Below are 26703 nucleotides of genomic sequence, written 5' to 3'. Positions count from 1 at the left end.
TGCTGGCCAGCGGCCGGCACTACCGGGGGGACCGCATCCGGCACAATAGGCATCCCTCACGCTTCGCCGTATCGCCATGACCGACCTCGCCCCGCAGACCCCGATCGAAACCCTGTTGAAGGCGGCGATGGACGGGGCGGTGCCGATCCGCGCCTTCATGGAGGCTTTTGTCGCCTCCGAGGTAGTGCTGCTGACCGGAAGCCTGGTCACCCCCGATGGCAGCGGCTTCGACCCGTTGCTGTTCGACAAGCAGGGCATCCTGCATGTGGCCGTGTTCACCGACCCGTCGCGGGTGGGCATCTACAGCCAGCAGGCCGAACACCAGATCCGCTGGCTGATGCTGGACGTGCTGCGCCGCGTACCGGGTGGCTACGGGGTGGTGATCAACCCAGGCACTGCGCTCGGCTTTGAGATCTCGCCCAGCGGCGTTGGCGAGATCCTGAAGGACTTCGCCCCGGGTTGATTGTCATGTAGAGCCGAGCCCATGCTCGGCTGCCGTTCGCGCCATGCCGGATCAGTCGAGCACGGCTCGGTTCTACAGAGAGCTTCCCTTCGGGCGTCGTACGTGATCCCCTTGGGCAATACCGGGACCGAGGCTCGGCCATGGCATTGAGGGAACTACCCGCCGACGCACCGGCATCACGGCATTCCCGCTCCGCGTTGATCTTCCTGATCGCAGCCATCGTTGCCGCGCTGGTGTCCATGCCCCTGCTGCGCGCGGTGGGCATGGCGCAGTGGCCGGTGTTCGTCATTGCGTGGCTGATCAACCTGGGCGCGGCCTGGCATCTGGGCCACTGGGCGCGCCAGCAGGGTCGCCCGGCCTGGGCGTTCGGGTGGCCGGCGGCACTCGGCACCGTCGCTTCGATCGTGGTGTACGTGCTGCTGGCGTTGCTGGGGCCGAAGGCCGGGGCGCGCTGAACCTGCGCGGCTGACGTGGACTGTTGGCCGAGCATGGCTCGGCACTACGGCAAGACCAGGCCACGCAACAAGGGCGAGGCAAAGAGCGACCGCACCCTGCGGCGCTTAGCCGCGCAGGGACGATTCGCGCACCACCAGCTTCACCGGGATGCTCTGGCTGTCCACCGGCTGCCGGCCGATCAGCGCCAGCAGGCGTTCGACCAGCAGCTGCCCGGCCTGCTTGGTGTCCTGCTGCACGGTGGTCAATGCCGGCGACACCGAGGCCGCCAGAGGGATGTCGTCGAAGCCGGTCACCGCCACGTCCTGGGGTACCCGCAGGCCGGCGTCGCGCAGGGCGCGGAGTGCACCGATGGCGATCAGGTCGCTGGCCGCGCAGATCGCGTCGATCGGTTCGCCCCGCGCCAGCAGCAGCTGGCAGGCCTCCTGGCCGGACGCCTCGGTGGTGATGGCATCGTGCTGCAGCGCCGGTTCGGCGGCCAGGCCGTGTTCCTGCAGCGCCGCGACATGGCCGCGGTAACGCTCCTGGAATTCCGGATAATGGCTGGAGGCATGGCCGAGGAAGGCGATGCGGCGGCAGCCCCGCTGCAACAGGTGGGTGGTGACGTCATGCCCGCCCTGGAAATTGTCGCTGCCGATCGACACGCCGGGCTGGCCGGGCAGGGCCGCGCCCCAGCGCACGAAATGCGTGCCCTGTTCGACCAGCCGCTGCAGGCGGTCGCGTGATTCATGGTAGTCGCCATAGCCAAGCAGGATGATGCCGTCGGCCTTGTTGCTGTCTTCGTAGTCGGCCTGCCAGTCGGTGGACAACTGCTGGAAGGAAACCAGCAGGTCCTGCCCATGCAGCGCGCAGGCGCGGGTGATCGAGCCCAGCATCGAATGGAAGAACGGGTTGATCAGCGAGTCGTCATTGGTCGGGTCTTCGAAGAACAGCAGCGCCAGGGTGCCCGCATTGCGCAGGCGCAGGCTGGAAGCGTTCTTGTCGACCTTGTAGTTCAGTTCGCGGGCGATGCGCAGGATCCGCTCGCGGGTCTCGGCGTTGACCATCGGGCTGCCACGCAGGGCCCGCGACACGGTGGGCTGGGAGACCCCGGCCAGGTGGGCGATGTCCAGGGAGGTGGCTTTGCCTTTGATCGTCATGGGAACGCGGAGGGGGCAGGGGAAAGGTGCCCGGGCATGATGCCATGGGCCGAAGCGAATGCCGCTTCAGGCATTCATCCGCCCGAACATAAGTCATTGCCGGACAAGGAAATCAGGCCAACTCTGTGAGGCAGCCGAGGTCTTCTGGCCGGGCAGAGGGCGGCGGCAATGCTAAGATGTCTCGTTCCTGCATTTCCCCAAATTTCACCCGGGGCGGCCCCGCGTACTGCACCCCCGCATGGGGCTGTGCTATCACTGGCGGTCAGCCTCTGGACAACGGACGAAGGTATCTATGGCGCGCGGCATCAACAAGGTCATCCTGGTCGGCAATCTCGGCAACGACCCGGACGTGAAGTACACCCAGAGCGGCATGGCGATCACCCGCATCAGCCTGGCCACCACCAGCGTCCGCAAGGACAAGGATGGCAACCAGCAGGAACGCACTGAATGGCACCGCGTGGTGTTCTTCGGCAAGCTCGGCGAGATCGCCGGCGAGTACCTGCGCAAGGGCAGCTCGGTCTACGTCGAAGGCAGCCTGCGTTACGACAAGTACACCGGCCAGGACGGCGTGGAGAAGTACTCCACCGATATCGTCGCCGATGAGATGCAGATGCTGGGCGGTCGCGGTGAAGGCGGCGGTGGCGGTGGCGGCAACTACGGCGGCGATCGCCCGCAGCGCCAGCAGGCCCCGCGCCAGGAGTACGGCGGTGGCGGTGGCCAGCGTGGCGGGCAGGGCGGTGGCTACGGCAACCAGGGTGGAAACCAGGGCGGCGGTTACGGCAACCAGGGTGGCAACCAGCGCCCGCAGCCGCAGCAGGCACCGCCGATGGACGACTTCGCTGACGACGATATTCCGTTCTAAGCGTACCTTCCGTGTATCCCGGCAAGGGCTGCTGGCACGCGTGCCCGGGGCCCTTCTCGTTACAGGCGACGTGGCAGGATCCCATTGCCCGGCGGCAGGATGCGGACGTTCGTCGAGCTCGTCACCGATTGCCGAACATTCCCTGGTCCAGCAGGCAGTCAATGAACGCGCCCAGCAGGGCGGGGCGATGCCGCCTGTTCGGGTAGTAGAGAAAAAGCCCGGGCCGCGAGACCGACCAATCCGCCAGTACCCGCACCAGCAGTCCCTGGGCCAGCAGTTCGCCCACGCCATCCTGTTCGAAGTGATAGGCGATTCCAAGGCCGGCCAGGGCCGACGCAATCCCGATGTCAGCGTGATTGGTGACGACAGGACCGTCCACGGCGACCTCGAGGTGGCGACCTCGCTTCTTGAACTCCCATCGGTACTGCCTGCCATCGCTCTGCAGCCGCCAGTTGATGCAGGCGTGATCCTGCAGTTCCGCCGGAGTTCGCGGTGTTCCGCGGCGTGCCAGGTAATCCGGTGACGCCACGGCCACCATGTTCAGGTCCGGGGTGAGGCGGATGGCCACCATGTCCTTCTCGAGCTGGCCACCCACGCGGATGCCCGCATCAAAGCGGCCACTGACGATGTCGCTGAGCGCGTCGTCGACCACGATGTCGACAACGACATCAGGGTAGGCCTGGTGGAAGCGGGCAAGCCGCGGGGCAATGAGTGTTCTCGCGGCGATGCCCAGCGTGTTGATTCGCAGGGTCCCGTTGATCCGTCCGCTGGCTTCGCTGGTTTCAGCGACCGCTACCGCCAACTCCTGGAACAGCGGCGCGATGCGCGCGTACAGTCGCCCGCCGCTTGCCGAGGGTGCCACGCTTCGTGTTGTGCGATTCAGAAGGCGGGTGCCGAGACGGCCTTCCAGTTGGCGGATGGTCTGGCTCAGGGCCGAGGGCGATACCCCCAGATGTTCCGCCGCCCGCGCGAAGCTCTGACGTTCCACCACCGCCATGAAGGCCTTCAGTTCAGCGAACTCGGATCCGCGCATTATGCGAGATTCTTGACATAACCCATTCGGATTATAGGGCATTCACTTAACTGGCCTGCGTGCACATCCTGAGCCCCTCACCACTGCAGGAGCCAGGAATGAATGCGTTGACCCTCCCAGAGCCCATTGCCGCGTACTTCGCGGCCGAACATGACCCTGAAGTGCTGGCGCGTTGTTTTGCCGCCCAGGCTGTGCTGAAGGACGACGGGCACACCGTCGTCGGCGTCGACGCCATCAAGGCCTTCCTGGCCGAGGCATCGGCCAGATACAGTGCCACCAGCGTGCCGAGCGCCATCGAGCAGCAGGCGCAATACCACGTTGTCCGTGCCATCGTGAGCGGCAACTTCCCCGGCAGCCCGATTCTGCTGAGCTACCGTTTCGAACTGGAGCGGGGCCTGATCGCGTCGCTGGAGATCACGGCATGAGCTTCGATCTTCAACTCGGCGGCCTGAGGGCCGTGGTGACCGGCGGCACGGCCGGTGTGGGGGCGGCCGTGGTCAGGACCCTCGCCGGGGCCGGGGCCAGGGTGATGACGTCGGCGCGCAGCCTGCCGGCACGCCCGGTCGAAGGAGTCGCCTACGTAGCCGCCGATCTGTCGACGGCCGAGGGCACCAGCATCTTCGCCCACGCCGTGCTGCAGGCATGGGGCGGCGCAGACATCCTGGTCAATGTGCTGGGGGGATCAAAGACACCTGGCGGCGGCTTCGCAGCGATCAGTGATGCGCACTGGCTTGCCGAGCTGAACCTGAATCTGATGCCGGCGGTCCGTCTGGATCGTGCCTTGCTGCCATCCATGCTCGCGCAGAACGCTGGCGTGATCATCCACGTCAGTTCGATCCAGCGCATGCTGCCTCTGCCGGAGTCCACCACCGCCTACGCCGCCGCCAAAGCGGCACTCACGACTTACAGCAAGTCGCTTTCACGAGAGGTCACCCCCAAGGGCGTGCGGGTGCTGAGCGTAGCGCCGGGCTGGATCGAGACAGAAGCATCCCGGGAATTTGCAGAGCGGATCGCGGCAGAAGCGGGAACCGATTATGAAGGCGGCAAGAGGCTGGTCATGGACTGGCTCGGCGGGATCCCGGTGGGACGGCCCGCGGCACCGCAGGAGGTGGCCGATCTGATTGTGTTCCTGGCGTCTCCCCGGTCGGCGTCGATTGCCGGAGCGGAGTATCGGATCGACGGTGGCACGGTTTCGACCCTGTAGCCAACAGGCGTCGTCCTGCTCCCACCGTCAGAAGGAAAGCCCCGCTCACGCGGGGCTTTTGTTTTCCAGGTCGGCTGCGGAGTTGTGCCTCGCAGCATTGATTTTCGTGCACTGCGACTTGCAAACACACAAATTCCTCCCCTATGGTGCAATCGATTGCATTGCAGTGAATCCTCAGTGTTTGATGTCGGTTGGGAGGCCGGCAGGTGGATGTCCATCCATTCGATCAGACCGGCCCCGGCGATGGGCATCACGCGACGCGACGCGCTACGCCTTGCGGTTGCCGGCGGCATTGGCCTGGGGGCTGCAGGTGTACTCCCTGCATTCGCCGCCGATGCCCCGCTCAAAGGCACCTTGAAGCAGGCCGTTGCCCGTTGGACCTTCCCGCAGCTGTCGGTTGCCCAGCTCTGCACGACGGTGAAGGACATCGGGTTTGCCGCCATCGATCTGGTCGGCCCGGAAGACTGGCCCACGCTGAAAGCCCACGGCGTCTACAGCTCGATGTGCAACGGCGCGGAGCTGGGACTGAGCAAGGGCTTTGCCGGCCGTGAGTTCCACGATCAGCTGGTGGAGCGCTACACGCGGCACATCGACCTGGTGGCCGATGCCGGCTATCGCAATCTCATCTGCTTCTCGGGCAACCGCAACGGCATGGATCCCCATGACGGAATGGCCAATGCCGAGGCGGGCCTCAAGCGCATCCTCGGGCATGCGGAAAAGCGTGGCGTGGTGCTGGTGATGGAGCTGCTGAACTCCCGGGTCGACCATCGCGACTACCTGTGCGATCACACGGCCTGGGGCGTGGAGCTGTGCAAGCGGCTGGGCTCGGACAATTTCGGCCTGCTCTACGACATCTACCACATGCAGATCATGGAAGGCGACATCATCGCCACCATCGGGAAACACCACGCCTGCTTCAAGCATTACCACACCGCAGGCGTGCCCGGCCGGAACGAGATCGGAGACCAGCAGGAGCTCTACTATCCGGCCATCTGCCGCGCGATCCGCGACACCGGTTTCAAGGGGTATCTGGCGCAGGAGTTCACGCCTGCAGCGCCCGATCCCATTGGCTCATTGCGTGAGGCGATCCGCCTCTGCGACGTCTGAAAACGATATCCACCCAGGTGAGAAACCCATGGCAGATAATCACTACGACGCCATCGTTGTTGGCTCGGGAATCAGTGGCGGTTGGGCGGCAAAGGAACTGACCGAAAAGGGGCTGAAAGTCCTGATGCTCGAACGCGGTCGCAACATCGAGCACGTCAAGGACTACGTCAACGCGATGAAGGAGGCGTGGGACTTCCCGCACCGCAACCGGCCGACGCAGGCGATGAAGGCCGAGTTCCCGGTGCTGATGCGCGATTACGGCCTGGCCGAGAACCTGCAGGGGATGTGGGCCAACGAGCAGGAATCGCCCTATATCGAGACCAGGCGGTTCGACTGGTTCCGTGGCTACCACGTGGGCGGCCGCTCGCTGATGTGGGGGCGCCAGAGCTATCGCTTCTCCGATCTGGATTTCGAGGCGAACCTGAAGGAGGGCATCGCCACCGACTGGCCGATCCGCTACGCCGATATCGCGCCCTGGTATGACCACGTGGAGCGATTCGCCGGCATCGCCGGCACGCGCGAGGGGCTGGATGTGCTGCCGGACGGTGAGTTCCTGCCGCCGATCCCGTTGAACATCGTCGAGAAGGATGTGGCGGCGCGGATCAGGAAGGCGTTTGGCGGAACGCGGCACATGATCCACTCGCGCACCGCCAACATCACAAAGCCGATGCCCGAGCAGGGCCGCGTCAACTGCCAGTACCGCAACAAGTGCATCCTGGGCTGCCCGTTCGGCGCCTACTTCTCGACCCAGGCGGCGACGCTGCCGGCGGCGATGAAGACCGGCAACCTGACGCTGCGGCCGTTCTCGATCGTCAAGGAAGTGCTCTACGACAAGGACCGCCAGCGCGCCCGCGGCGTGGAGGTCATCGACGCCGAAACCGGCCAGACCTACCAGTACACGGCCAAGGTCATCTTCCTCAATGCATCGTCCTTCAACTCGACCTGGCTGCTGATGAACTCGGCCACCGATGTGTGGGATGGCGGGCTGGGCTCCTCGTCGGGGGAGCTCGGGCACAACGTGATGGACCATCATTTCGGTGCGGGTGCCTCGGGCCGGGTCGAGGGTTACGAGGACAAGTACTACTTCGGCCGCCGTCCCTGCGGCTTCTACATTCCGCGGTTCCGCAACGTCGCTGCCGACAAGCGCGGTTACCTGCGCGGGTTCGGCTACCAGGGCGGTGCCAGCCGCACCGGCTGGTCGCGCGAGATCGCCGAGCTCAACATCGGTGCCGATCTGAAGGAGGCACTGACCGTGCCGGGTGACTGGCGGATCGGCATGACCGGTTTCGGCGAGATGCTGCCGCACCACGACAACACGATCCGCCTGGACCGCGAGCGCAAGGACAAGTGGGGGCTGCCGGTGCTGGCGATGGATGTGTCCATGCGCGCCAACGAACTGGCCATGCGCAAGGACATGGCCGCCGACGCCGCCGAGATGCTGGAGGCGGCTGGCGTCAAGGACGTGAAGATGCACGACAACGACTATGCCCCGGGCAAGGGCATCCACGAGATGGGGACCGCGCGCATGGGACGTGATCGGAAAAGCTCGGTATTGAATGCGCACAACCAGGTCTGGGATGCGCCCAATGTCTATGTGACCGACGGTGCCTGCATGACCTCCAGCGCCTGCGTGAACCCCTCGCTGACCTACATGGCGCTGACCGCGCGCGCGGCCGACCACGCCGTGCGCGAACTGAAAGCGGGGAACCTGTGATGGATCGGCGCGAACTGCTGAAGATGATTGTCGCCGCCACCGGAGCGGCGATGGTGGGCCTGCCTGCGCTGGCGCAGGGGCAGGGAAGGGCTGCATCCGCAGCGGTCCATTTTTCCGATGCCGATATCGGCATGCTGGATGAGATCGCCGAGACCATCCTGCCGCGAACGAGAACACCCGGGGCGAAGGATGCGGGCGCTGGCGCGTTCATGGCGACGTTCGTCAGCGACTGCTACACCGCCCGGCAGCAGGCGACGTTCCGCGCCGGCCTGGCCGACATCGACAAGCGCGCCGGTGGCCGCTTCGTGTCACTCACCCCGGAGGCCCGCACCCAACTGCTGCGTGTTCTGGATTCGGAGGCCAGGGCACGCCCTGCCGACGTGACCGAGACCGGCACCCCCGACGAGGGCGATGCGATGCCGCATTACTTCACGATGATCAAGCAGTTGGCCATCTTTGGCTTCTTCACCTCCAAGGTGGGTGCGACCGGGGTGCTGCAGTACGTCGCCGTGCCAGGGCGCTATGACGGTGATCTGGCCTATGTGCCTGGTACACCTGCATGGGGGACCAGCTGATGGAACGCGTCATGAGGATCAAGCCGTTGTTCATCGCCGCTGGCGTGCTGGCCGCCGCACCTGTGTTCGCGCAGGCCGCTGCCGATCCGGCGCGCGATCCGGAGAAAACCGAGGTGTGGTCACCCGTGCCCGCGATCGTGGCCACGCCGGCGGGCGCCGCGCCGTCCGACGCGATCGTGCTGTTCGATGGGAAGGATCTTTCGCGCTGGGAGTCCGAGCAGGGCGGGCGCGTGCCCTGGACCGTCGCCGGCGGCGCGATGACCGTGGTGCCGGGCAGCAAGGGTATCCGCACCCGGAAGAGCTTCTGCGATGTCCAGCTGCATGTCGAGTGGCGCACGCCTGTCGGGACCAAGGGCTTCGACGGCCAGAACCGCGGCAACAGCGGCATCTTCCTGCAGGGGCTGTACGAGCTGCAGGTGCTCGACAGCTACAACAACCCGACCTACGCCAACGGCCAGGCCGGCTCGATCTACAAGCAGGCCATGCCGCGGGTGAATGCCTCACGGGCGCCGGGGCAGTGGCAGGCCTACGACATCATCTGGAAGGCGCCGCGCTTCTCGCCGGGCGGCGGGCTCATCTCGCCCGCGCGTATCACCGTGCTGCACAACGGTGTGCTGGTGCAGGACGATACGGTTGTGGCGGGCAGGACCGAGTACATCGGCCCTCCCTCCTATGCACCGCACGGATGTGCGCCGCTCTACCTGCAGGAGCATGACTCGAAGGTCAGCTACCGCAATATCTGGGTGCGCGAGCTCTGATGCCGATCGACTACTTCGCCAGGTAACTGGCGATGTCGTCGATCTCCTGCTGCGACAGCTGTGGAAACGGCGGCATCAGTCCGCCACCTTTCCTGATCTTGTCCTTGATCTGTGCGCCATCCAGGCGCTTGCCGATATCGGTGAGCGCCGGGAACGCCCCGGGCATGCCGGCGCGATCGGCACCATGGCAGGCCGTGCAGTTTGTGCTGTAGAGCTTGGCGCCGGCAGCCGGATCGCCCTTGCTCCACCCGGTGGTCGCAAGCGTTGCGCCGCACAGCATCAGCGCCAGTTTCAGCATCGTCTTCAAGCAAGTCTCCTTCGCGGGCTAGCGCTGTGCGCGGGCCGGGGGCTGACGGTCAGGTGTTCACGCAGGTAGTCCGCGCCGGTCTGGATCACCTTGGCCGGATCGCGTGGCTGGTCGTGTTCGAGGATGTACCACTGCACGCCGGCGGCGGATGCGGCCGGCAGGATCGTGTTCCAGTCCAGCACGCCCTGGCCGACGGCGGCGAAGCCACCTTCGTCTTCGGCCTGGCCCTTGGGGGCGTTGTCCTTGGCGTGCACCGCGAACAGGCGGCCGCGGAACGTGCCCAGCATCACGGCCGGGTCCAGGCCCGCGCGCGCGACCCAGGCCAGGTCCAGTTCGGTCAGCAGATCGGGCCCGGCCGCGGCGAACAACCGTTCCAGGCCGGTCTTTCCGTCGACGTCGACCAGTTCGAAGTCGTGATTGTGGTAGGCCAGGCGCATGCCCTGGGCGCGCACCTGTTTCGCCAGGCGACCCAGCTCCTGGCCCAGTGCGGTCCAGCCTGCGGCATCGCGCGGCCGGTCCTTCGCGTCCAGGTAGGGCACCACCAGCGTGGTGTTGCCGATCGAACGGTTGAAGGCCACCACGCCGTCGAGGTCCCTGCGCAGCTCGGCCAGGGCAACGTGGGACGAGATGGCCGTGATCGCGTAACGGTCCAGCAGCTGCTTGAGTTCGGTGGCGCTGACGCCCTGCGTGCCGACTGTTTCCACCGCATGGACGCCGGCGTCGTGGACGATCTTCAACTGCTGGTCGAGCGAACCGGCATTGCGCAGCGAGTACATCTGCACCGCGATGGGCTTCTGCGCGGCGACGGCTTGCCCTGCAAAGGCGGGCAGGGCAGCAAGCAGCAGAACGGCGAGCGCTGCGGTCCGGCGGACAGGGGCTTTCATCAGGCGTTCCTCCCAGGGTTCAGTCGATGGTGGTCCAGGCGCGTGTCCTGGCTGATGCGATGACACGGTCGACGACCCGCGCTGAGCGCACGCCGTCGTCGAAGGTCGGCAGGCCCTCGGCACGTTCGCCGTCGATGGCGCGATAGGTGTCAGCGACGAATGCGTCGAAGCATGCGCCATAGCCCTGTGCGTGCCCGGCCGGCAGCACCGACAACCGGCGCTGCCCGGCACTTCCCGCGCCCGGGCCGCGCACGAAGATCTCCTCGCGCTGCTCGGGCCGGCCGATCCAGAGCCGCTCGGCATCTTCCTGGTTGAAGGCCACGCTGGCCCGGGCACCATCGATCTCGAACCAGAGACGATTGTGGCGCCCGGCCGAGACCTGGCTGGTCGTCAACGATGCCAGCGTGCCGGCGCCGGTCCTGAACATCGCCATCGCCACATCTTCGCTGGCCACCGCCTGCAGCGCGCCGCCGTCGGCCGGGGTGCTGAAGCTCTGTGCGGTGCCGGCGCCGCGCTCTCGGATCACGGTATCGAACGCTGCGCTGACCTCGGCGAAGCGCTCACCGCTGACCCATTCCACCAGATCGCACCAGTGCGAGCCGATGTCGGCGAACACGCGGGACGCGCCGCCCAGCACCGGGTCGACCCGCCAGTTGTTGCTGGCCGGGTCCAGCAGCCAGTCCTGCAGGTAGCTGCCATGGATCAGGTGCAACGGCCCAAGTTCACCCTGCATGATGCGCGCACGCGCCTCGCGGACCACCGGGTGGTAGCGGTAGACGAACGGCACCGTGGCAACCAATCCGGTCGAGGCAGCCAGCGCCGCGAGCGCCTGTGCATCGTCCAGCGTGGTCGCCAGCGGTTTCTCGCAGATCACGTGCTTGCCTGCTGCCAGGGCGGCCTGCGCCATCGGCCGGTGCAGATGGTTGGGTGTGCAGATGTGCACGACCTGCACCTGCGCATCGGCGATGACCTCCTCGACATCCCGATAGGCGCGCGCGACATTCCACGACTGCGCGACTTCGCGTGCACGGTCCGGCGAAGAGGCCGCAACACCACGGATGCGGGCGCCGGCCAGCAGTGCCGCGCGGTGGTGTACGGCGCCGATCATGCCGGTTCCGATGATGGCGATTCCAGGCGTTGGCATCGGCAGGCGTCCTTAGGGTGTGGAAGGCGCGGCCGCGGCAAGCGGCCGGTCGCGGAACAGCAGCAGGAAGGCAATCAGCACGACCAGCGCAACGCCCGCCGGGAACAGCCAGATCTGCTGCCAGTCCGGCCCTGCCGCGGTGGTGAAGTGCTCCACCACCGCGCCGGACAGGAACGTGCCGATCAGCATGCCCACGCCATAGGTGGCCAGGGTGATGAAACCCTGTGCGCTGCTGCGCGCGTCCGGGCCGGCATGCGCATCGGTGTAGATCTGGCCGGTGACGAAGAAGAAGTCGTAGCAGATGCCGTGCAGCACGATGCCGATCACCAGCAGCGAGAAGCCGCTGCCCGCATCGCCGAAGGCGAACAGCGCATAGCGCAGCACCCATGCCGCCATGCCCACCGCCAGCATCGTCTTCACTCCCAGCCGCACGAACAGGAACGGCATGGCCAGCATCAACAGCACTTCCGATACCTGGCCCAGCGATTGCAGGCCGGCAGCGCCACGTACGCCGAGGTCGTTGAGGTAGGGGTTGGTGAAGTTGTAGTAGAACGCCAGCGGGATGCAGATGGCGATGGAAGCCAGGAAGAAGACAAGATAGGAGCGCGACTTCAGCAGCCGCAGCGAATCCAGCCCCAGGATCTGCCCCAGCCCGGCGTCACGCTGCCGGGCCAGCGGCGGCGTATGCGGCAGGGTGAACGCGTACAGCCCCAGCACCAGCGACGCCATGGCCGCCATCTGGAAGGTGAGTTCGAGCCGGTGTGCCTGCTCCCAGCCCAGCCAGCCGATCAGCACACCGGCGACGATCCAGCCGACGCTGCCGGCCACCCGCACCAGCGGGAACTGCTTTTCAGGTGACTGCATGTGCCGCATCGCCACGCTGTTGGCCAGCGCCAGCGTCGGCATGAACAGCAGCATGTAGCCCATCACGCAGGCGGAGAACGCGCTGAAGCTGTCCGCCGTGGAGGCCAGCCACAGCAGCACCGCGCCGGCCAGGTGCAGTACCGCAAGGATGCGCTGCGCGGCGAAGTAGCGATCGGCGATCAGCCCGACCAGGAACGGCGCGACGATCGCACCGATGGACTGGCTGAGGAAGGCCGTGGCCACCTGGCTCGCGCTGGCCTGCAGCGGGCCCTGCACCAGGTAGGTACCCAGGGTCACGAACCAGGCGCCCCAGATGAAGAACTGCAGGAACATCATCGCGCCCAAGCGCGACATGGCGTGCGTCATGGCTTGCCCTCCCGGGGCGGTAATGGCTCAGATTCCCAGCATGCGGTGCAATGAAGCGGTGTCCGTGCCGCTGTCGGCGAAATCGTCGAAGGCGCGTTCGGTCACGCGGATGATGTGGTCGCGGATGAAGGCCGCGCCCTCGCGTGCGCCGTCTTCCGGGTGCTTCAGGCAGCACTCCCATTCGAGCACGGCCCAGCCCGGGAAGTCGTACTGCGCGAACTTCGAGAAAATCGCCTTGAAGTCGATCTGGCCGTCGCCCGGCGAGCGGAACCGCCCCGGGCGATCGATCCAGTCCTGGTAGCCGCCATACACGCCGCTGCGCGCGCTGGGGCGGTACTCGGCGTCCTTGACGTGGAAGATGCCGATGCGGTCGTGATAACGGTCGATGAAGCCGAGGTAGTCGAGCTGCTGCAGCAGCAGGTGGCTGGGGTCGTAGAGGATCTTCGCGCGTGGATGCTGGTCGACGCTGTCGAGGAAACGCTCGAAGGTCGCGCCGTCGTGCAGGTCTTCGCCCGGATGGATTTCGAAACACAGGTCCACGCCGCAGGCGTCGAATGCATCGAGGATGGGCCGCCAGCGGCGGCCGAGTTCGGCGAAGGCTTCTTCCACCAGGCCGTGCGGGCGCTGCGGCCAGGGGTAGAAGTAGGGCCAGGCCAACGCGCCGGAGAAGGTGGCATGTGCGCTCAGCCCGAGGTTCCGGCTGGCCTGGGCCGCCAGCAGCAGCTGCTCGACCGCCCAGGCCTGCCGCGACGCTGGATCGCCGCGCTTGTCCGCTGGCGCGAACCCGTCGAACAGGCTGTCGTAGGCGGGATGGACGGCCACCAGCTGCCCTTGCAGGTGGGTGGACAGCTCGGTGATCTGCAGGCCGTGCCCGGCCAGCATGCCGGCGATGTCATCGCAGTACGCCTGGCTGCGCGCGGCCTCGGCCAGATCGAACAGGTGGGGCGCGTTGGTGGGTACTTGTAGGCCAGAATAGCCCAGGCCCGCCGCCCAGCCGGCCAGCGTGTCCAGTCGATCAAAAGGAGCTGTGTCGCCGATGAACTGCGCCAGGAACAGCGCTGGACCCTTGAGCGTCTTCAAGAGGATTCGCCCTCGATGCAATCGATTGCATTATCCTAGCAGGGGCGCACGCAGGAGCTGTTGTGCACTGCACAGCGGACAGGACAACTAACGCCATGGCCACCATCTACGACATTGCAAGGCACGTTGGCGTCTCCGCCGGCACGGTGTCGCGCGCGCTTTCGCGGCCGGACAAGGTATTGCCGGCCACACGCACCCGCATCGAGCAGGCCGCCGCCGCGCTGGGCTATGTGCCCAACACGGTTGCGCGGACGCTCAAGACCCAGCGCAGCGGCAAGATCCTGGTCACCGTGCCGGACATCGCCAACCCGTTCTTCGCGCAGATCCTGCAGGGCGCCGAAGACGCCGCGCAGGCGCTCGGCTACGCGGTGCTGCTGGGCGATACCCAGGACCAGCCCGACCGCGAGGAGCGCTACGCGCAGATGCTCCGTCGCAATGAGGCCGACGGCATGATCGTGCTCGGGCATCGCCTGCCGCCCACCGCGCGCGCCATCGTCCAGCAGCAGGGCGCCGCCGCACCGGTGGTCAACGGCTGCGAGTTCGACCCGGCGCTGGGGCTGCCCAGCGTCCACATCGACAACGCGGCCGCCGCACGCGCGGTCATGGAGCACCTGTACGCGCTGGGCCACGAGCGGATCGCCGTGGTCGGCGGGCCGCCCGACAACCCTCTGCACCAGCAGCGCCTGGAGGGAGTGCGGGCGGCTGCCAGGGCGCGTGGTCGCCTGCGCCAGCTGAACGTCGTGCCGGGCGATTTTTCGGTGGATTCCGGCCATGCCGCAGCGTCGGCGCTGCTGGGCAGCACGCCCGCACCGACCGCGATTTTCTGCTTCAGCGACCAGATGGCGCTGGGGGCCCTGGCGGCCTGCCGCGATCTGGGCATCCGCGTGCCCGATGACCTGTCCATCGTCGGCTTCGACGATCTGGCATCGTCGCGTTACCTCACGCCGCCGCTGACGACCATCCGGCAACCGATGCGGGAGATCGGCGAGCGTGCGGTCAATCTGCTGCTCGCCATCATCGAGCACGTCGATATGCCGCTTCAGCAGACGCTGGAGTTCAGCCTGATGGTGCGGGGTTCGACGGCGGCGCCCCGGCGCGGGTGAGGGTTGGGGCGCGTGATCATCGCCTGCGTTCGTACCAGCCTTGCGACGCGTTGACGATGCGGACCACCGACAGCATCACCGGTACCTCGATCAGTACGCCGACCACCGTCGCCAGCGCTGCACCGGAATGCACACCGAACAGGCCCACGGCGGTCGCCACGGCCAGTTCGAAGAAGTTGCTGGCGCCGATCAGCGCCGACGGACCGGCCACGCAATGGGCGACGCCCAGTTGCCGGTTCACCAGGTAGGCCAGCCCCGCATTGAAGTACACCTGGATCAGGATCGGCACCGCGATCAGCGCGATGACCAGCGGCTGCTGCACGATCTGGCGGCCCTGGAAGCCGAACAACAGCAGCAGGGTGAGCAGCAGCGCGGCCAGCGACAGCGGCCCGAGCCTGCGCAGCACGGCCTCCAGGCCGGCCTGGCCATGACGCGCCAGCAGCATGCGCCGCAGCGCTGCGGCAGCGATCACTGGCACGATGATGTACAGACCCACTGACAGGATCAGCGTGTTCCACGGCACGCTGATGGCCGACAGACCCAGCAGCAACGCCACCACCGGCGCATAGGCGACCACCATGATCGCGTCGTTCAACGCCACCTGGCTCAGCGTGAAGTTGGCATCGCCACGGCACAGGTTGCTCCACACGAACACCATTGCCGTGCACGGCGCCGCCGCCAGCAGGATCAGGCCGGCGATGTAGCTGTCGGCCTGCCCGGGCGGTAGCCAGCCGGCGAAGGCATGGCGCAGGAACAGCCAGCCCAGCAGCGCCATCGAGAATGGCTTGACCGCCCAGTTGATGAGCAACGTCACGCCGATGCCCTTCCAATGTTGGCCGACCTGGCGCATTGCGCCGAAGTCGACCTTCAGCAGCATCGGGATGATCATCAACCAGATCAGCACCGCCATCGGCAGGTTGACTCTGGCCACTTCGGTGCGCGCCAGCGCGGCGAATGCAGCGGGCAGGAAATGGCCCAGTGCGGTGCCCGCCGCGATGCACAAGGTGACCCACAGGGTGAGGTGGCGTTCGAAGCGCCCCATCGGAGCGGGGCGGCTCATGCGCCCGGGTCTGCGGGCTGCACGAAGCCGATACGGTCCAGGGCGTGTTTCAGTTCACCACGGTCGTTCCAGGTGGCCGCAGGCAGGGCCAGCAGGGCGAGCAGCCGGACTTTCACGATGGCATGGGCCTGGGCGAATGCCTGGGCCATGTCGGCGTCGCTGCCTTCGACCGCAGCCGGATCCGGCAGCCCCCAGTGCGTGCGCAGGAAATCGCCAAACACCACGGGGCAGGTTTCCGCCGCGGCGGCGTCGCAGACGGTGATCACCAGGTCCATCGGTGCGGCATCGGCGAACACGTCCCAGGATTTGCTGTGCAGCCCGGCGGTGGCGATGCCGTCGGCCTGCAGCTGGGCGATGGCGAACGGATTGACCTGGCCGGTCGGCTGGCTGCCGGCACTGAAGACCTCGAAGCGATGCCCGGCCCACGCCCGCAGGGTGGCTTCGGCGAGCACACTGCGGGCGGAATTGCCGGTGCACAGGAACAGCACGCGTTTTGTGGTCACACGCAGATCTCCGTTCAGCCGGCGCAGTCGGGCGCGCCGGGGCTGCAGCCCGGCGCAGGTGAGCCGGCACAGCAGTTGTGGGTGAGGTAATCGATCAGGCCGGTCATGGCATTGAAGTTGGCGCGGTAGCAGACGTTGCGGCCCTGGCTCTCGCTTTCCACCAGGCCGGCCTGCAGCAGTTCCTTCAGATGGAAACTCAGCGTGGCCGGCGGCACCTGCAGGATCGAGGCGATGTCGCCGGCCATGCGTCCTGCGGGCCCGGCTTCGACCAGCAGGCGGAAGGCGGCCAGGCGGGTGGCGTGGCCGAGGGCGGTGAGGGCCGTGATTGCCTGCTTTGTTTTCATATTTCTAGAATAATCGAATTAATTGGCCGGCCGCAAGTACTGCTCGATGACCGCGTCGTGGAAGTGATGGAAGAAGGGTCAGATTCCCCCGCTGACGCGCGGGCAGTCGGAAGCGGCCATGCTCGCCGGCGCTTCGGGAGCGGATGCGGCCAGGTAGTTCCATTGCGTCCGATGCCACCTTGATCCTGAATTGACGCAAAGCTGTCAGACTCGTAGCGGACCGCCCGGCAGGGCCGTAGTGGAACGTGCGATCACGCAAGGGGGGCGTCAATGCCTTACTTCACCGACTCGACGGAAGTTGCGGTCGAAGGCATTGGTGCGGCCCGGCGCATCGGCTGGATGCGCTTCGTCGGCAACGGGCTGGGTGCGGTTCCGATTGCCTCGATCATCCTCGAGCGCCAGGACGGCGCGCTGGCCTGGGGCCTGTTGCTGCTCAACGCATTGGCCTGGCCGGCGCTGGCGCTGCTGCTGACCCATCGTTCCCGCCAGCCGGCGGTGGTCCAGTTCCGCTGCATGGTGGCCGATTCCTTCTTCGGGGGCGGCTGGATCGCTTTCATGGCGCTCAGTACGGTGCCCAGTGCGCTGTTCGCCGCGCTGCTGGTGGCCGACAAGATCGCCGCCGGCGGCGTGCGCCTGGCACTGCGTGCAACGCTGGCACTGGTGCTGGGGTTCGCGCTTACCTGGTGGGTGCTGGGGTTGCCGTACCAACCGGTGTCCTCGCAGCGCACGATCGTGCTCAGCGTGCCCTTCCTGTTCGTCTATGGCATCGGGCTCAGCATCCTCAGCTGGCAGCTGGCGCGCCGGGTGAAATCACAGAACCGGCAGCTGCAGCGGTTGAGCCGGATGGATCCGCTGGTTGAACTGGCCAACCGTGGTTTCCTGATCGTGCGCGCGCAGCAGGCGCTGGACCGGGCACAGGGGCAGGGTGGCTTCGCCTGCCTGCTGATGCTCGACGTGGACGATTTCAAGCACATCAACGATTCGCATGGCCACCGCGCCGGGGACGAAGTGCTGCGCCACATCGCCGCTACCCTGCGTACCCTCGCCGGGCCCGGCGATACGCCCGCGCGGCTGGGGGGCGACGAGTTCGTCGTACTGCTGCATGACTGCGCGCCGGCGGATGCCATGCGTGTGGCCGAGCGCGTCCGGCTGCACCTGCTGGAGGTGGCCCGTCAGGCCACCCCGGGGGTCGAGTTCAGCGTCAGCATCGGCATCGCGGCCACCCCCCGCGGCGGCAGTGTGGAGGACTGGCTGGCGCTGGCCGACCGCGCCCTCTACCACGCCAAGCGGCAGGGCAAGAACACCGCCAGCTACGGCGAATGAGGCTACCGGCACCGCCCCGACGCCGGCGCGTGGCTGGCCCGGTGGCGGTTGAGCCTGCACGCGGCATTGCGCCGGCAATCCTCTACCATGGGCCACCCTGCCCGGACGTACCGCCATGCAAGACGCTCTCGTTGCCCAGCCCAAGCCCCCCGTTGCACGGATCGCGGCCTGGTTGATGATGCTGCTGGGCATGTGGCTGGCGCTGAAGCTGGGGCTGGTGGTGACGCTGTTGTCGGGCCTGCTGGTGTTCCAGCTCACCCATGTGCTGGCCTCGACGGTGGAGGGCCGGCTGCCACCGGGACGCGCGCGGGCGATCGCGGTGATCCTGCTGTCCGCAGTGATCATCAGTGCGCTGGTGCTGGCCGGGATCGGCATCGCCTCGTTCTTCCGCACCGAGACCGGTGGACCGGACGCGCTGCTGGGACACCTGATGGAGATCCTCAACAGTTCGCGCCACCAGGTGCCGGCATTGCTGCAGCCCTATATTCCCGAAGACATGCCGGCATTGCGTGCGGCGCTCAACGAATGGGCGGCCGAACACCAGCGCCAGCTGGGGGTAGCCGGTACGTCGGCGGTGCAGGTGGGCGTGCGCATCCTGATCGGCATGGTGCTGGGCGCAATGATCGCGCTGTACGACGAGCTGCCGCTGCCGAAGATGGGGCCGCTGGCACAGGAACTGATCGGCCGTACCAGCCGCATGGCCACCGCATTCCGCCAGGTGGTGTTCGCCCAGGTCAAGATCTCGCTGCTCAACACGGTGTTCACCGGCATCTTCCTGCTGGGCGTGCTGCCAATGTTTGGTGTGCACCTGCCGCTGTCCAAGACGCTGGTGCTGATCACGTTCCTGGCCGGCCTGCTGCCGGTGGTGGGCAACCTCATCTCCAACACCGTCATCGCCATCGTCGCGCTGTCGGTCTCGTTCTATGTGGCGGTGGCCGCGCTGTTGTACCTGATCGTGATCCACAAGCTGGAGTACTTCCTCAACGCACGCATCGTCGGCGGCGAGATCCAGGCACGGGCCTGGGAGCTGCTGCTGGCGATGCTGGTGATGGAGGCGGCGTTCGGCCTGCCGGGCCTGGTTGCCGCGCCGGTGTTCTATGCCTACGTCAAGCGCGAGCTGGTGGATCAGCGCTGGATCTGATCCGCCGTGACGTGGGCCGGCTGATCCACTGATCCACATGCAGGGGGCTACATCGATGGCTCGCAGGGCATCGCCAATCGGTCTGCGGACATGGCTCTGGATACTGGGCGGCCTGTTCGTGCTGTGCACACTGCCGCTGATGGCCATCGCGCTGGTGCAGGGGACGCAGCGCTTGGTTGAAGCCGAGAGCAATCTGGTCAGCCTGCGCCAGCTGCGCCAGACCTTCGAGCTGGCCAATCTCATCTCGTCCGAGCGCGGCCCGGCCAACAGCCTGCTCGGCGCAGACCCGGCCGATGCAGGCACGCACGCACGATTGGCCGCGCAGCTGGCAGCGGCACGGCAACGGGTGGATGCCGCGCTGCTGCAGCTCGATGCGGTCTTCAAGGCCGGCCCGGAGAAAGTGGATGGCCAGGGCCTGCTGGCCGATGCGCGGCGCCGGCTGTCCACGGCGCGCGCGGCGGTCGACCAGGTCGCGGCAGTACCGCGCGATGCGCGGCGGGTGGAAGAGGTGGAGCGTGCGATCAACAGCATGTTCGCCGTGGTCGATCGTCTGCACCTGCTGAGCTCGGCACAGGTCAACGCGCTGGTGCGCGCCGATCGCGAGGCCGCCATCCCGGCGATGCAGGGCCAGGTGCTGATCGACCTGCGCGAACACGGTGGCCGGCTGGCCTCCAACGTGATGGCGCCGGTGGCGATACCCGGCGCGTGGCGCGATGAACAGGTGCGTGCAGCGTTGCAGACCGAAGGCCGCCTGCTCGAGCTGTGGTATCTGGCAGGCAGCCATGAATCGGTGTTCCGCAGCGATCCGGCGCTGTCCTGGCATTGGGACACGGCGCGACGGCAGTTTTTCGGCGAGTCGCTGCCGATGATCGAGCAGCTGATCAAGGATGGCAGGCGCGGCCGGCCACCGCCGTGGACCGCAGCCGAGTTCACCACGCGCTATGTTCCGACGCTGCGCTCGCTGGAAGAACTGCGCGACGGCTATCTGCGCGTGTCGATCGATCGCTTCGAGCACGCCCGCAACCGCGAGGCGACACGCCTGGGGGTGCTGGTGGCCACCGCGCTGGGTACGCTGCTGGTGCTGGGCGGCGTCCTGCGCATCGCCCACCGGCAGATCCTGCGCCCACTGCTGCAGGCGCAGACGCAGGTCATCCAGATCGCCTCGGACACACCCGGTCCGGAGCAGCACGCCACCCATCCACTGGCCGAGATGCAGCGCCTGTTCGATGCCATCGAAGTGCTGCGCGAGAAGTCGAGAGAGCGCTCGGCCTTGACCAGCGAGCTGCGCCAGCTGGCCGGCACCGATGAACTGACCGGGCTGTTGAACCGGCGCGCGCTGGACGAAATGGTGCAGCAGCGCCATGCCGGCGGTGGCAGCAGCGCGGTGGTGATCCTGCTGGACGTGGATCGCTTCAAGGCCATCAACGATGGCCACGGTCATGAGGCTGGCGACGAGGTGCTGGTGCAGGTGGCGCAGCTGCTGCAGCGCCACCTGCGCCGCACCGACAGCGTTGCCCGCTACGGTGGCGAGGAGTTCCTGGTGCTGCTGGCCGACGGTGACCTGGCCGGCGGCCGCCACGTGGCCGAGTCCCTGCGCGTGGCGCTGCGGCAGCTGGACATCGCACTGGCCGGTGGCAACGTGCTGCGGGTCACCGCCAGCTTCGGCGTAGCCGCGGGAAAGACCGATGCGCTGGGCTGGCGCACCCTGTTGCGTGCCGCCGACGCGGCCATGTACCAGGCCAAGGCCCAGGGCCGCGACCGCGTGCGCGTGGCCGGTCGAGGTCGCGGTGCGCGCTGAGGGCACGCATCAGCCGATGCGTGCATGCACCCGCCGCAGCGTACGTGAGATCATCCGTTGCGCGATGGGACGCGGCACCGACAGGCCGCGCCAGCGCAGCGCGCCAACCCGGAAGGTGGCGCTGGCGGTGGCCAGCACCTTGCCGGCCGGATCGGTCAGCCAGCCGCGGGTGAAGGCGATGCTGCCCTTGCTGTGCTCCACCTCGCCCCAGCCGATGATCCGGCCTGGCCGCGCCGGGCTGACGAAACTGGTCTTGGATTCCACCGTGACGGCGATGCGGTTGGCCGGCAGCGTGGCGTAGATCGCCGGCCCCATGCAGTCGTCCAGCATCGCCGAGAGGAAGCCGCCCTGTACGTTGCCCATCGGATTGGTCAGTATGGTGCCAGCGTCGAATTCAACCTGGATGCGGCGCAGTGCATCGTCGTAACCGACGAAGCGCCAGCCGAGCAGTGTGCCCGCCTGGGAGCGTGGAAGATCGCCGTTGACCACACTGTAGAAGATCGATTCGGGATTCATCGTTGAGCCTCGTGGAGGGGGAAGGGACGTCACTGCGGTAGCGACAACAGGGCCAGCACGAATCCGATGACCGACAGCAGTACAACCATGGCGCCAGCGGGCACCGGGGTACGCGCACCGGTACGCCGCTGCACGCCGGCGGCGACCAGGACCGGCGGCACGGTGGCGACCAGGCAGAACAGCTGGAACGCCAGCAGCTGCGGCAGTGCGAAGTGACCCCCGAAGAAGATCAGCCAGGCCAGCATCACGCCAGCCCCGGCCAGTGCGATCCAGCCCGCCCCGACCACGCGGATGAGGGCCATCACCAGCACCTGCATGCGCGGCTCGACCTCGGTCCACGGCACGCCCACGGCCTGGCCGTGGTAAGGCATGAAGTCAGAGCGTTTCAGATAGGCCGCAGCAAACAGCGAGACAATGAAGAACGCCAACAGGTAGCAGCCGAACGCGAGCCAGGCGAACAGGTCCATGTGGAGGCCATGCGGTTGCGGAGGAAAGCCTGCGCTTGTGCCGGCAGCCATGCCGGTCGCGCCACGGGGTTGCGCGATTCTTGAGCAATGCCCTGTTAGAGGCGTGTCGCGGCCTGGAGGGCCGTTCCTCCATCTGCTCTTAACGCGGCTGTGGTGGTGTGAGGTGCGTCACGCATGTGCCATGCGCTCTATCTCGTTTTCTGTGAAGAGGTCGCAACTGCTCATCCACGCTTCGGTCACTGCTGTGCGCCGACGCTGGGATTCCATCCGCTGACGGACGACGCCATGACCCAGCTCACCCTGCCCGAACTGGCCAAGAAGATGGCCGGCATTGATTTCACCCTGCTGCAGACCCACGCGGGTCGAGAGATTGCGGGTCGTCCGATGAGCAACAACGGTGACGTGGACTATGACGGTGACAGCTGGTTCTTCACTACGGAAGACACCGACATGGTGCGCGAGATCGACGCTGACCCCGCCGTTGCGCTGGGTTTTTCCGGCAGCAAGTCGCTACTGGGCAAGCCACCGTTGTTCGTGCACGTGCAGGGAAGGGCAGCGCTGGTACGCGATCGCGCTACGATGAGCCAGCACTGGGTGAAGGACCTTGAGCGCTGGTTCGAACAGGGAGTGGATACACCGGGGCTGGTGCTGATTCATGTGCACGCCAGCCGCATCCACTACTGGGATGGCGAGGACGAGGGCGAAATCGTGGTCTGATCGGGGCCGCGCAGCGTCCAGCGCATTGCCCGCGCCCTGGCAGGGGCACGCGTGCGATTCAGCCTTTCACTCAGGATGTGGTATATCGTTTATCGATAAATCCATCCCGGGGCGGCGATGCTGTCCCAACGCCGGAGGCCGCTTGACCGCTCGTCCCGCCCGCGCCAGACCTGCGCGAGGCTTGTTCACCCTGGCCCAGGCCGCCGTACAGGCCGTCCGCGCGATGTGCTGGCTGGGCATCCTGGCCGCACTGCTGGCCGTGCCGCTGGTCGCCCACGACCGGCGCTGGCTGCTCGACAGCGTGCACGATGCCGCTGCTGCGGCCGCGCATGGGAACGATCTGTTCCTGCATTTCTGCCTCGGTCTGGGCGCCATCGTCGCGCTGCTGGTGCTGTGCCTGCTGTTCCTGCGGCACCTGCTGCGGCTGTTGAAGTCGGCTGCGCGCGAGCGGCCGTTCACCCATGCCAATGCGCAGCGCCTGCAACGCATGGCGTGGCTGATGCTGGCGATGGAGCTGCTGTCGATCCTGATCGGTGCCTACGCCGCCTGGATGGGCCCGGACTTCACCTGGATGGAGGTGGGCGGCGGCATGTCGATCACTGGCCTGGTCGCGGTGCTGATGCTGTTCGTACTGGCACGCGTGTTCGCCGTGGGTGCGGCGATGCGTGATGACCTTGATGGTGTCATCTGATGGCGATCGTCATCACCCTGGACCGCATGCTGCAGGAACGGGGCATGACCCTGTCCGAACTGGCCGGGCGTATCGGCATTACCTTGGCCAATCTGTCGATCCTGAAGACCGGCAAGGCGCGCGCCATCCGCTTTTCCACGCTGGATGCGATCTGCCGTGAGTTGCAGTGCACGCCCGGCGACCTGCTCGGGCATGACCCGGCACAGGCGCAGGGCGCTGACTGAGTGCTTTGCCTTTTTCCCTAACTACTGACGAAACGGACCTGAAATGGAATGGTTGGCTGACCCCTCGATCTGGATGGGCCTTGCAACCCTGGTCGTGCTGGAGATTGTGCTCGGCATCGACAACCTGGTGTTCATCGCGATCCTGGCCGACAAGCTGCCGCCGCACCAGCGCGACCGCGCGCGGGTAATCGGCCTGGCACTGGCGTTGCTGATGCGGCTGGTGCTGCTGGCGGCGCTGGCCTGGATCATGAAACTGACCGAACCGCTGCTCACGCTGTTCGAGCACAGTTTCTCCGGGCGTGACCTGATCCTGCTCGGCGGTGGCCTGTTCCTGCTGTTCAAGGGCACGATGGAGCTGCACGAACGGCTTGAAGGCCGCGAGCACCACGAAGATGGCAAGAAGGTCTATGCCAGCTTCGCGATGGTGGTGGCGCAGATCGTGGTGCTCGATGCAGTGTTCTCGCTGGACTCGGTGATCACCGCAGTCGGCATGGTCGACAACCTGGGCGTGATGTACGCCGCGGTGACGATCGCAATGGCATTGATGCTGCTGGCCAGCAAGCCGCTGACCCGCTTCGTCAACAAGCATCCCACGGTAGTGGTGCTGTGCCTGGGCTTCCTGCTGATGATCGGTTTTAGCCTGGTGGCCGAGGGCCTGGGCTACAAGATCCCGAAGGGATATCTGTACGCGGCCATCGCGTTCTCGATCCTGGTCGAGGCGTTCAACCAGTGGGTGCGCTTCAACCGTGAGCGCAACGAGCGCCGCCAGCCGTTCCGCCAGCGCACCGCCGACGCCGTGCTGCGGATGCTCGGTGCGCGCCCGGCCAATGGCCATGCGGACGAAAGCGTGGACGAGCCGGTGGACGCCGGAGAGCGCCTGCAGCCGGCCGAACACGAGATGATCCGCAGCGTGCTGGGCCTGGCCGACCGGCCGGTGTCGAGCGTGATGACCGTGCGTGCGGACGTGCAGTGGATCGACCTGGCGCGTGGGCAGGACGATGTGGTCGCACGCCTGGTGGCCTCACCGCACACCCGCCTGCTGGTCGGCGACGGCGATCTGGACAGCCTGCGTGGCGTGGTGCAGAGCCGCGACCTGCTGGCCGACCTGCTGCAGGGCAAGCCATTGCAGCTGGAAGGCAACCTGCGCGAGCCGCAGTACGTGCTGTCCAGTGCCAGTGCCTTGCAGGCGCTGGAACTGATCCGCCAGCACCCGGTGCCGCTGGCGGTGGCGGTGGACGAGTACGGCAGCGTGGAAGGCCTGGTCACCGCCAACGACCTGCTGGCGGCCATTGCCGGTGACCTGGTGGATACCCAGGACGAACGCTATGGCGTGGTCGCGCAGGGCGAAGATTGCTGGGAGGCTGATGGCGCGTTGACCCTGGACGACCTGCAGCGGCTGACCGGTGTGTCGTTGCCGCGCAGTGCCGACTACATGACCATCTCCGGGCTGGTGCTGGAGCAGCTGGGCCGCCTGCCGGACATCGGTGATGCGGTGGCGGTGGCCGGCATACGCATCACCGTGCTGGCGATGGAGAAGCGCCGCATCGCCCGCCTGCGGGTGGAACGCCTGGGCCATCTGTAGCGTCGAGCGCTGCGCGATTGGGGTTCTGTAGAGTCGAGCCATGCTCGACGGCTTCCTGAGCAGCCGGGCATGGGCTCGGCTCTACACAATCCAGCCCGCAGCCGTCACCATGGCGGGCCCGCTTTCTGTCATGGATGGTTGCAGTGCTGAGTACGATCGGTCTGTTGATGGGCCTGTATGTGGCCTGGCGCCTGTTCTGGCCGCTGCGCATGCCCATCGGGTTGAAGGTCGTGCTGTCGCTGCTGGTGGTGGCCATGGCCGTGCAGCTGCGCATCGTGGCCACCTTCTGGGGCACGATGGCATCGCCCGAGATTCCGAAACTGGCCATCGCCACGCTGGCCACCGGCTCCACGGCGGTGTTGCTGTTGGCGTTGCTGATCCTGCCGCTGGACGTGGGCCTGCTCGCTTCCCGCCTGCTGCGCTGGCCACGTACGGTAGCCGCATTGCGCACGCGGAACCTGCGACCGGCGGCCGGCATGCTGGCCCTGCTGGTCAGTGGGTATGGCGTCAGCCAGGGCATGGCGGTGCCCAAGCCCCGGCAGATCGAGGTGAGCATCGCCGGGCTGCCCGCTGCGTTCGACGGCTATCGCGTGCTGCAGCTGACCGACATCCATGCCAGCCGCCTGCTGACCGGCGACTGGGTGCGCCGGGTGGTGGACGAGAGCAACGCACTGACGCCGGACCTGGTGGTGATCACCGGCGACCTGATCGACGGCAGCGTCGAGGCCCGCCGTGACGACGCGCGTCCACTCGCGGACCTGCGCGCGCCGGACGGCGTCGTCGCCATCACCGGCAACCACGAGTACTACGCGCAGTACCAGGCGTGGATGCAGGCGTTCCGCGCGCTGCACATGCAGGTGCTGGAGAACAGCCACCTGCAGGTGCGGCGCGGCGATGCGGCGCTGACCATCGCCGGCGTCACCGATCCGGTGGCCGCACGCTACGGCCTGCCGCTGCCGGATCTGGACGCCGCATTGGCCGGTGCCGATCCGTCCGCGCCGGTGATCCTGCTCGATCATCGCCCGCGCAATGCGCGCGAGGCGGCGGCGCGCGGGGTGAAGCTGCAGCTGTCCGGGCATACCCACGGCGGGCAGATCATCGGCATGGACCAGCTGGTGAAGCGGGCCAACGGGGACTTCGTCTCCGGCCGCTACGACGTGGATGGCATGACCCTGTACGTGAGCAACGGGGCCGGCCTCTGGGCGGGTTTTCCGGCGCGCATCGGCGTACCGTCGGAGATCACCCTGGTGACATTGCGCCGCGCGCCGTGACCTTAGGCGG

General features: G+C 66.9%; 29 protein-coding genes and 1 pseudogene. 18 read left to right on the top strand and 12 right to left on the bottom strand.

Annotated elements, in window-relative coordinates:
* Nucleotides 1-76 precede the first annotated feature (76 nt).
* Together ARC23_RS05460 and ARC23_RS05455 are read left to right on the top strand one after the other, a co-directional pair.
* Entirely contained in the window at nucleotides 77-463 is a 387-nt protein-coding gene (locus ARC23_RS05460; RefSeq protein ID WP_057496284.1) for an SseB family protein, read from the top strand.
* Nucleotides 464-603: 140 nt separating this feature from the next.
* Nucleotides 604-918, top strand: a complete 315-nt coding sequence (locus ARC23_RS05455) for a hypothetical protein (RefSeq protein ID WP_057496283.1) — start codon at nucleotides 604-606, stop codon at nucleotides 916-918.
* 105 nt (nucleotides 919-1023) lie between these two features.
* On the opposite strand, the gene ARC23_RS05450 is transcribed toward ARC23_RS05455, so the two are convergent.
* Nucleotides 1024-2055 (bottom strand): LacI family DNA-binding transcriptional regulator, encoded by a 1032-nt coding sequence (locus ARC23_RS05450; RefSeq protein WP_057496282.1) that lies wholly within the window; start codon nucleotides 2053-2055, stop codon nucleotides 1024-1026.
* A gap of 292 nt (nucleotides 2056-2347) precedes the next feature.
* Here ARC23_RS05450 and ARC23_RS05445 point away from each other — a divergent pair, with 292 nt between their 5' ends.
* Nucleotides 2348-2917, top strand: a complete 570-nt coding sequence (locus ARC23_RS05445) for a single-stranded DNA-binding protein (RefSeq protein WP_057496281.1) — start codon at nucleotides 2348-2350, stop codon at nucleotides 2915-2917.
* A gap of 121 nt (nucleotides 2918-3038) precedes the next feature.
* Here ARC23_RS05445 and ARC23_RS05440 read toward each other — a convergent pair whose 3' ends face one another.
* Nucleotides 3039-3950 carry a LysR family transcriptional regulator gene (locus ARC23_RS05440; RefSeq protein WP_057496280.1) on the bottom strand — a complete coding sequence of 304 codons (912 nt, stop codon included), beginning with the start codon at nucleotides 3948-3950 and terminating at the stop codon, nucleotides 3039-3041.
* 98 nt (nucleotides 3951-4048) lie between these two features.
* On the opposite strand from ARC23_RS05440, the gene ARC23_RS05435 reads away from it, so the two are divergent.
* From ARC23_RS05435 to ARC23_RS05410, 6 genes are all read left to right on the top strand, one after another.
* On the top strand, nucleotides 4049-4375 hold the full coding sequence (locus ARC23_RS05435; protein WP_057496279.1) for a nuclear transport factor 2 family protein: 327 nt from the start codon (nucleotides 4049-4051) through the stop codon (nucleotides 4373-4375).
* On the top strand, nucleotides 4372-5154 hold the full coding sequence (locus ARC23_RS05430; protein WP_057496278.1) for an SDR family oxidoreductase: 783 nt from the start codon (nucleotides 4372-4374) through the stop codon (nucleotides 5152-5154). Before ARC23_RS05435 ends, ARC23_RS05430 begins: the two co-directional genes overlap by 4 nt.
* 210 nt (nucleotides 5155-5364) lie before the next feature.
* A complete protein-coding gene (locus ARC23_RS05425; RefSeq protein ID WP_057496277.1) occupies nucleotides 5365-6261 on the top strand; it encodes a hydroxypyruvate isomerase family protein in 897 nt (298 codons plus the stop codon).
* A 28-nt stretch (nucleotides 6262-6289) separates the two neighbouring features.
* Nucleotides 6290-7975, top strand: a complete 1686-nt coding sequence (locus ARC23_RS05420; RefSeq protein ID WP_057496276.1) for a GMC oxidoreductase — start codon at nucleotides 6290-6292, stop codon at nucleotides 7973-7975.
* Nucleotides 7975-8550, top strand: a complete 576-nt coding sequence (locus tag ARC23_RS05415; RefSeq protein ID WP_057496275.1) for a gluconate 2-dehydrogenase subunit 3 family protein — start codon at nucleotides 7975-7977, stop codon at nucleotides 8548-8550. The genes ARC23_RS05420 and ARC23_RS05415 overlap by 1 nt, the downstream gene beginning before the upstream one ends.
* A complete protein-coding gene (locus ARC23_RS05410) occupies nucleotides 8535-9308 on the top strand; it encodes a 3-keto-disaccharide hydrolase (protein ID WP_080393027.1) in 774 nt (257 codons plus the stop codon). Before ARC23_RS05415 ends, ARC23_RS05410 begins: the two co-directional genes overlap by 16 nt.
* 10 nt (nucleotides 9309-9318) lie before the next feature.
* On the opposite strand, the gene ARC23_RS05405 is transcribed toward ARC23_RS05410, so the two are convergent.
* The 5 genes and pseudogenes from ARC23_RS05405 to ARC23_RS05385 all read right to left on the bottom strand — a co-directional run bounded on the left by ARC23_RS05405 (nucleotide 9319) and on the right by ARC23_RS05385 (nucleotide 13953).
* Nucleotides 9319-9606, bottom strand: a complete 288-nt coding sequence (locus ARC23_RS05405) for a c-type cytochrome (RefSeq protein ID WP_057496323.1) — start codon at nucleotides 9604-9606, stop codon at nucleotides 9319-9321.
* Between the two features lie 27 nt (nucleotides 9607-9633).
* A pseudogene (locus ARC23_RS05400) lies at nucleotides 9634-10499 on the bottom strand (sugar phosphate isomerase/epimerase family protein).
* A gap of 19 nt (nucleotides 10500-10518) precedes the next feature.
* On the bottom strand, nucleotides 10519-11643 hold the full coding sequence (locus ARC23_RS05395; protein WP_057496273.1) for a Gfo/Idh/MocA family protein: 1125 nt from the start codon (nucleotides 11641-11643) through the stop codon (nucleotides 10519-10521).
* Nucleotides 11644-11655: 12 nt separating this feature from the next.
* The gene (locus tag ARC23_RS05390) at nucleotides 11656-12873 is read right to left on the bottom strand and encodes a nucleoside permease (protein WP_057496272.1); all 1218 of its coding nucleotides are present in this window, start codon (nucleotides 12871-12873) and stop codon (nucleotides 11656-11658) included.
* A 27-nt stretch (nucleotides 12874-12900) separates the two neighbouring features.
* A complete protein-coding gene (locus tag ARC23_RS05385) occupies nucleotides 12901-13953 on the bottom strand; it encodes a sugar phosphate isomerase/epimerase family protein (protein ID WP_057496271.1) in 1053 nt (350 codons plus the stop codon).
* Between the two features lie 95 nt (nucleotides 13954-14048).
* Between ARC23_RS05385 and ARC23_RS05380 the strand changes: the two genes are divergently transcribed.
* Nucleotides 14049-15056 carry a LacI family DNA-binding transcriptional regulator gene (locus ARC23_RS05380; protein ID WP_057496270.1) on the top strand — a complete coding sequence of 336 codons (1008 nt, stop codon included), beginning with the start codon at nucleotides 14049-14051 and terminating at the stop codon, nucleotides 15054-15056.
* A gap of 16 nt (nucleotides 15057-15072) precedes the next feature.
* Here ARC23_RS05380 and arsB read toward each other — a convergent pair whose 3' ends face one another.
* From arsB to ARC23_RS05365, 3 genes are read right to left on the bottom strand one after another with little or no spacing between them, the layout of a single operon-like run.
* Entirely contained in the window at nucleotides 15073-16098 is a 1026-nt protein-coding gene (arsB, locus tag ARC23_RS05375; protein WP_057496269.1) for an ACR3 family arsenite efflux transporter, read from the bottom strand.
* Nucleotides 16099-16112: 14 nt separating this feature from the next.
* Entirely contained in the window at nucleotides 16113-16619 is a 507-nt protein-coding gene (locus ARC23_RS05370) for an arsenate reductase ArsC (RefSeq protein WP_057496268.1), read from the bottom strand.
* Between the two features lie 14 nt (nucleotides 16620-16633).
* Nucleotides 16634-16963: an ArsR/SmtB family transcription factor gene (locus ARC23_RS05365; protein ID WP_057496267.1), complete on the bottom strand. Its 330-nt coding sequence runs from the start codon at nucleotides 16961-16963 to the stop codon at nucleotides 16634-16636.
* Between the two features lie 270 nt (nucleotides 16964-17233).
* Between ARC23_RS05365 and ARC23_RS05360 the strand changes: the two genes are divergently transcribed.
* The 3 genes from ARC23_RS05360 (at nucleotide 17234) to ARC23_RS05350 (ending at nucleotide 21225) form a co-directional block, all read left to right on the top strand.
* Nucleotides 17234-18286 (top strand): sensor domain-containing diguanylate cyclase, encoded by a 1053-nt coding sequence (locus ARC23_RS05360; RefSeq protein WP_057496266.1) that lies wholly within the window; start codon nucleotides 17234-17236, stop codon nucleotides 18284-18286.
* Between the two features lie 115 nt (nucleotides 18287-18401).
* Nucleotides 18402-19427 (top strand): AI-2E family transporter, encoded by a 1026-nt coding sequence (locus ARC23_RS05355; RefSeq protein WP_057496265.1) that lies wholly within the window; start codon nucleotides 18402-18404, stop codon nucleotides 19425-19427.
* Between the two features lie 55 nt (nucleotides 19428-19482).
* On the top strand, nucleotides 19483-21225 hold the full coding sequence (locus ARC23_RS05350) for a GGDEF domain-containing protein (protein WP_057496264.1): 1743 nt from the start codon (nucleotides 19483-19485) through the stop codon (nucleotides 21223-21225).
* A 9-nt stretch (nucleotides 21226-21234) separates the two neighbouring features.
* On the opposite strand, the gene ARC23_RS05345 is transcribed toward ARC23_RS05350, so the two are convergent.
* Both ARC23_RS05345 and ARC23_RS05340 read right to left on the bottom strand, forming a co-directional pair.
* Nucleotides 21235-21741 (bottom strand): PaaI family thioesterase, encoded by a 507-nt coding sequence (locus ARC23_RS05345; protein WP_057496263.1) that lies wholly within the window; start codon nucleotides 21739-21741, stop codon nucleotides 21235-21237.
* 29 nt (nucleotides 21742-21770) lie between these two features.
* Nucleotides 21771-22208 (bottom strand): hypothetical protein, encoded by a 438-nt coding sequence (locus ARC23_RS05340; protein WP_057496262.1) that lies wholly within the window; start codon nucleotides 22206-22208, stop codon nucleotides 21771-21773.
* A gap of 285 nt (nucleotides 22209-22493) precedes the next feature.
* Here ARC23_RS05340 and ARC23_RS05335 point away from each other — a divergent pair, with 285 nt between their 5' ends.
* The 5 genes from ARC23_RS05335 to ARC23_RS05315 all read left to right on the top strand — a co-directional run bounded on the left by ARC23_RS05335 (nucleotide 22494) and on the right by ARC23_RS05315 (nucleotide 26693).
* On the top strand, nucleotides 22494-22925 hold the full coding sequence (locus ARC23_RS05335; protein WP_057496261.1) for a pyridoxamine 5'-phosphate oxidase family protein: 432 nt from the start codon (nucleotides 22494-22496) through the stop codon (nucleotides 22923-22925).
* Between the two features lie 223 nt (nucleotides 22926-23148).
* On the top strand, nucleotides 23149-23616 hold the full coding sequence (locus tag ARC23_RS05330) for a DUF2975 domain-containing protein (RefSeq protein ID WP_057496322.1): 468 nt from the start codon (nucleotides 23149-23151) through the stop codon (nucleotides 23614-23616).
* The gene (locus ARC23_RS05325) at nucleotides 23616-23840 is read left to right on the top strand and encodes a helix-turn-helix domain-containing protein (RefSeq protein WP_057496260.1); all 225 of its coding nucleotides are present in this window, start codon (nucleotides 23616-23618) and stop codon (nucleotides 23838-23840) included. The genes ARC23_RS05330 and ARC23_RS05325 overlap by 1 nt, the downstream gene beginning before the upstream one ends.
* Before the next feature lie 43 nt (nucleotides 23841-23883).
* Nucleotides 23884-25422, top strand: a complete 1539-nt coding sequence (locus ARC23_RS05320; RefSeq protein ID WP_057496259.1) for a TerC family protein — start codon at nucleotides 23884-23886, stop codon at nucleotides 25420-25422.
* Nucleotides 25423-25556: 134 nt separating this feature from the next.
* Nucleotides 25557-26693 (top strand): metallophosphoesterase, encoded by a 1137-nt coding sequence (locus ARC23_RS05315; protein ID WP_057496258.1) that lies wholly within the window; start codon nucleotides 25557-25559, stop codon nucleotides 26691-26693.
* Nucleotides 26694-26703: the final 10 nt, after the last annotated feature.

It is taken from the genome of Stenotrophomonas beteli, assembly GCF_001431665.1.
Taxonomy (GTDB): Bacteria; Pseudomonadota; Gammaproteobacteria; order Xanthomonadales; family Xanthomonadaceae; genus Stenotrophomonas; species Stenotrophomonas beteli.
The sequence above is the reverse complement of the archived record's forward strand: the minus strand, read 5'-3'. Positions and strand labels throughout refer to the sequence as shown.

Coding starts and splice junctions, on each gene's coding strand:
- ARC23_RS05460 (WP_057496284.1), top strand. CDS start 77: ATGACCGACCTCGCCCCGCAGACCCCGATCGAAACCCTGTTGAAGGCG.
- ARC23_RS05455 (WP_057496283.1), top strand. CDS start 604: ATGGCATTGAGGGAACTACCCGCCGACGCACCGGCATCACGGCATTCC.
- ARC23_RS05450 (WP_057496282.1), bottom strand. CDS start 2,055: ATGACGATCAAAGGCAAAGCCACCTCCCTGGACATCGCCCACCTGGCC.
- ARC23_RS05445 (WP_057496281.1), top strand. CDS start 2,348: ATGGCGCGCGGCATCAACAAGGTCATCCTGGTCGGCAATCTCGGCAAC.
- ARC23_RS05440 (WP_057496280.1), bottom strand. CDS start 3,950: ATGCGCGGATCCGAGTTCGCTGAACTGAAGGCCTTCATGGCGGTGGTG.
- ARC23_RS05435 (WP_057496279.1), top strand. CDS start 4,049: ATGAATGCGTTGACCCTCCCAGAGCCCATTGCCGCGTACTTCGCGGCC.
- ARC23_RS05430 (WP_057496278.1), top strand. CDS start 4,372: ATGAGCTTCGATCTTCAACTCGGCGGCCTGAGGGCCGTGGTGACCGGC.
- ARC23_RS05425 (WP_057496277.1), top strand. CDS start 5,365: ATGTCCATCCATTCGATCAGACCGGCCCCGGCGATGGGCATCACGCGA.
- ARC23_RS05420 (WP_057496276.1), top strand. CDS start 6,290: ATGGCAGATAATCACTACGACGCCATCGTTGTTGGCTCGGGAATCAGT.
- ARC23_RS05415 (WP_057496275.1), top strand. CDS start 7,975: ATGGATCGGCGCGAACTGCTGAAGATGATTGTCGCCGCCACCGGAGCG.
- ARC23_RS05410 (WP_080393027.1), top strand. CDS start 8,535: ATGGGGGACCAGCTGATGGAACGCGTCATGAGGATCAAGCCGTTGTTC.
- ARC23_RS05405 (WP_057496323.1), bottom strand. CDS start 9,606: ATGCTGAAACTGGCGCTGATGCTGTGCGGCGCAACGCTTGCGACCACC.
- ARC23_RS05395 (WP_057496273.1), bottom strand. CDS start 11,643: ATGCCAACGCCTGGAATCGCCATCATCGGAACCGGCATGATCGGCGCC.
- ARC23_RS05390 (WP_057496272.1), bottom strand. CDS start 12,873: ATGACGCACGCCATGTCGCGCTTGGGCGCGATGATGTTCCTGCAGTTC.
- ARC23_RS05380 (WP_057496270.1), top strand. CDS start 14,049: ATGGCCACCATCTACGACATTGCAAGGCACGTTGGCGTCTCCGCCGGC.
- arsB (WP_057496269.1), bottom strand. CDS start 16,098: ATGGGGCGCTTCGAACGCCACCTCACCCTGTGGGTCACCTTGTGCATC.
- ARC23_RS05365 (WP_057496267.1), bottom strand. CDS start 16,963: ATGAAAACAAAGCAGGCAATCACGGCCCTCACCGCCCTCGGCCACGCC.
- ARC23_RS05360 (WP_057496266.1), top strand. CDS start 17,234: ATGCCTTACTTCACCGACTCGACGGAAGTTGCGGTCGAAGGCATTGGT.
- ARC23_RS05355 (WP_057496265.1), top strand. CDS start 18,402: ATGCAAGACGCTCTCGTTGCCCAGCCCAAGCCCCCCGTTGCACGGATC.
- ARC23_RS05350 (WP_057496264.1), top strand. CDS start 19,483: ATGGCTCGCAGGGCATCGCCAATCGGTCTGCGGACATGGCTCTGGATA.
- ARC23_RS05345 (WP_057496263.1), bottom strand. CDS start 21,741: ATGAATCCCGAATCGATCTTCTACAGTGTGGTCAACGGCGATCTTCCA.
- ARC23_RS05340 (WP_057496262.1), bottom strand. CDS start 22,208: ATGGACCTGTTCGCCTGGCTCGCGTTCGGCTGCTACCTGTTGGCGTTC.
- ARC23_RS05335 (WP_057496261.1), top strand. CDS start 22,494: ATGACCCAGCTCACCCTGCCCGAACTGGCCAAGAAGATGGCCGGCATT.
- ARC23_RS05330 (WP_057496322.1), top strand. CDS start 23,149: ATGTGCTGGCTGGGCATCCTGGCCGCACTGCTGGCCGTGCCGCTGGTC.
- ARC23_RS05325 (WP_057496260.1), top strand. CDS start 23,616: ATGGCGATCGTCATCACCCTGGACCGCATGCTGCAGGAACGGGGCATG.
- ARC23_RS05320 (WP_057496259.1), top strand. CDS start 23,884: ATGGAATGGTTGGCTGACCCCTCGATCTGGATGGGCCTTGCAACCCTG.
- ARC23_RS05315 (WP_057496258.1), top strand. CDS start 25,557: ATGGTTGCAGTGCTGAGTACGATCGGTCTGTTGATGGGCCTGTATGTG.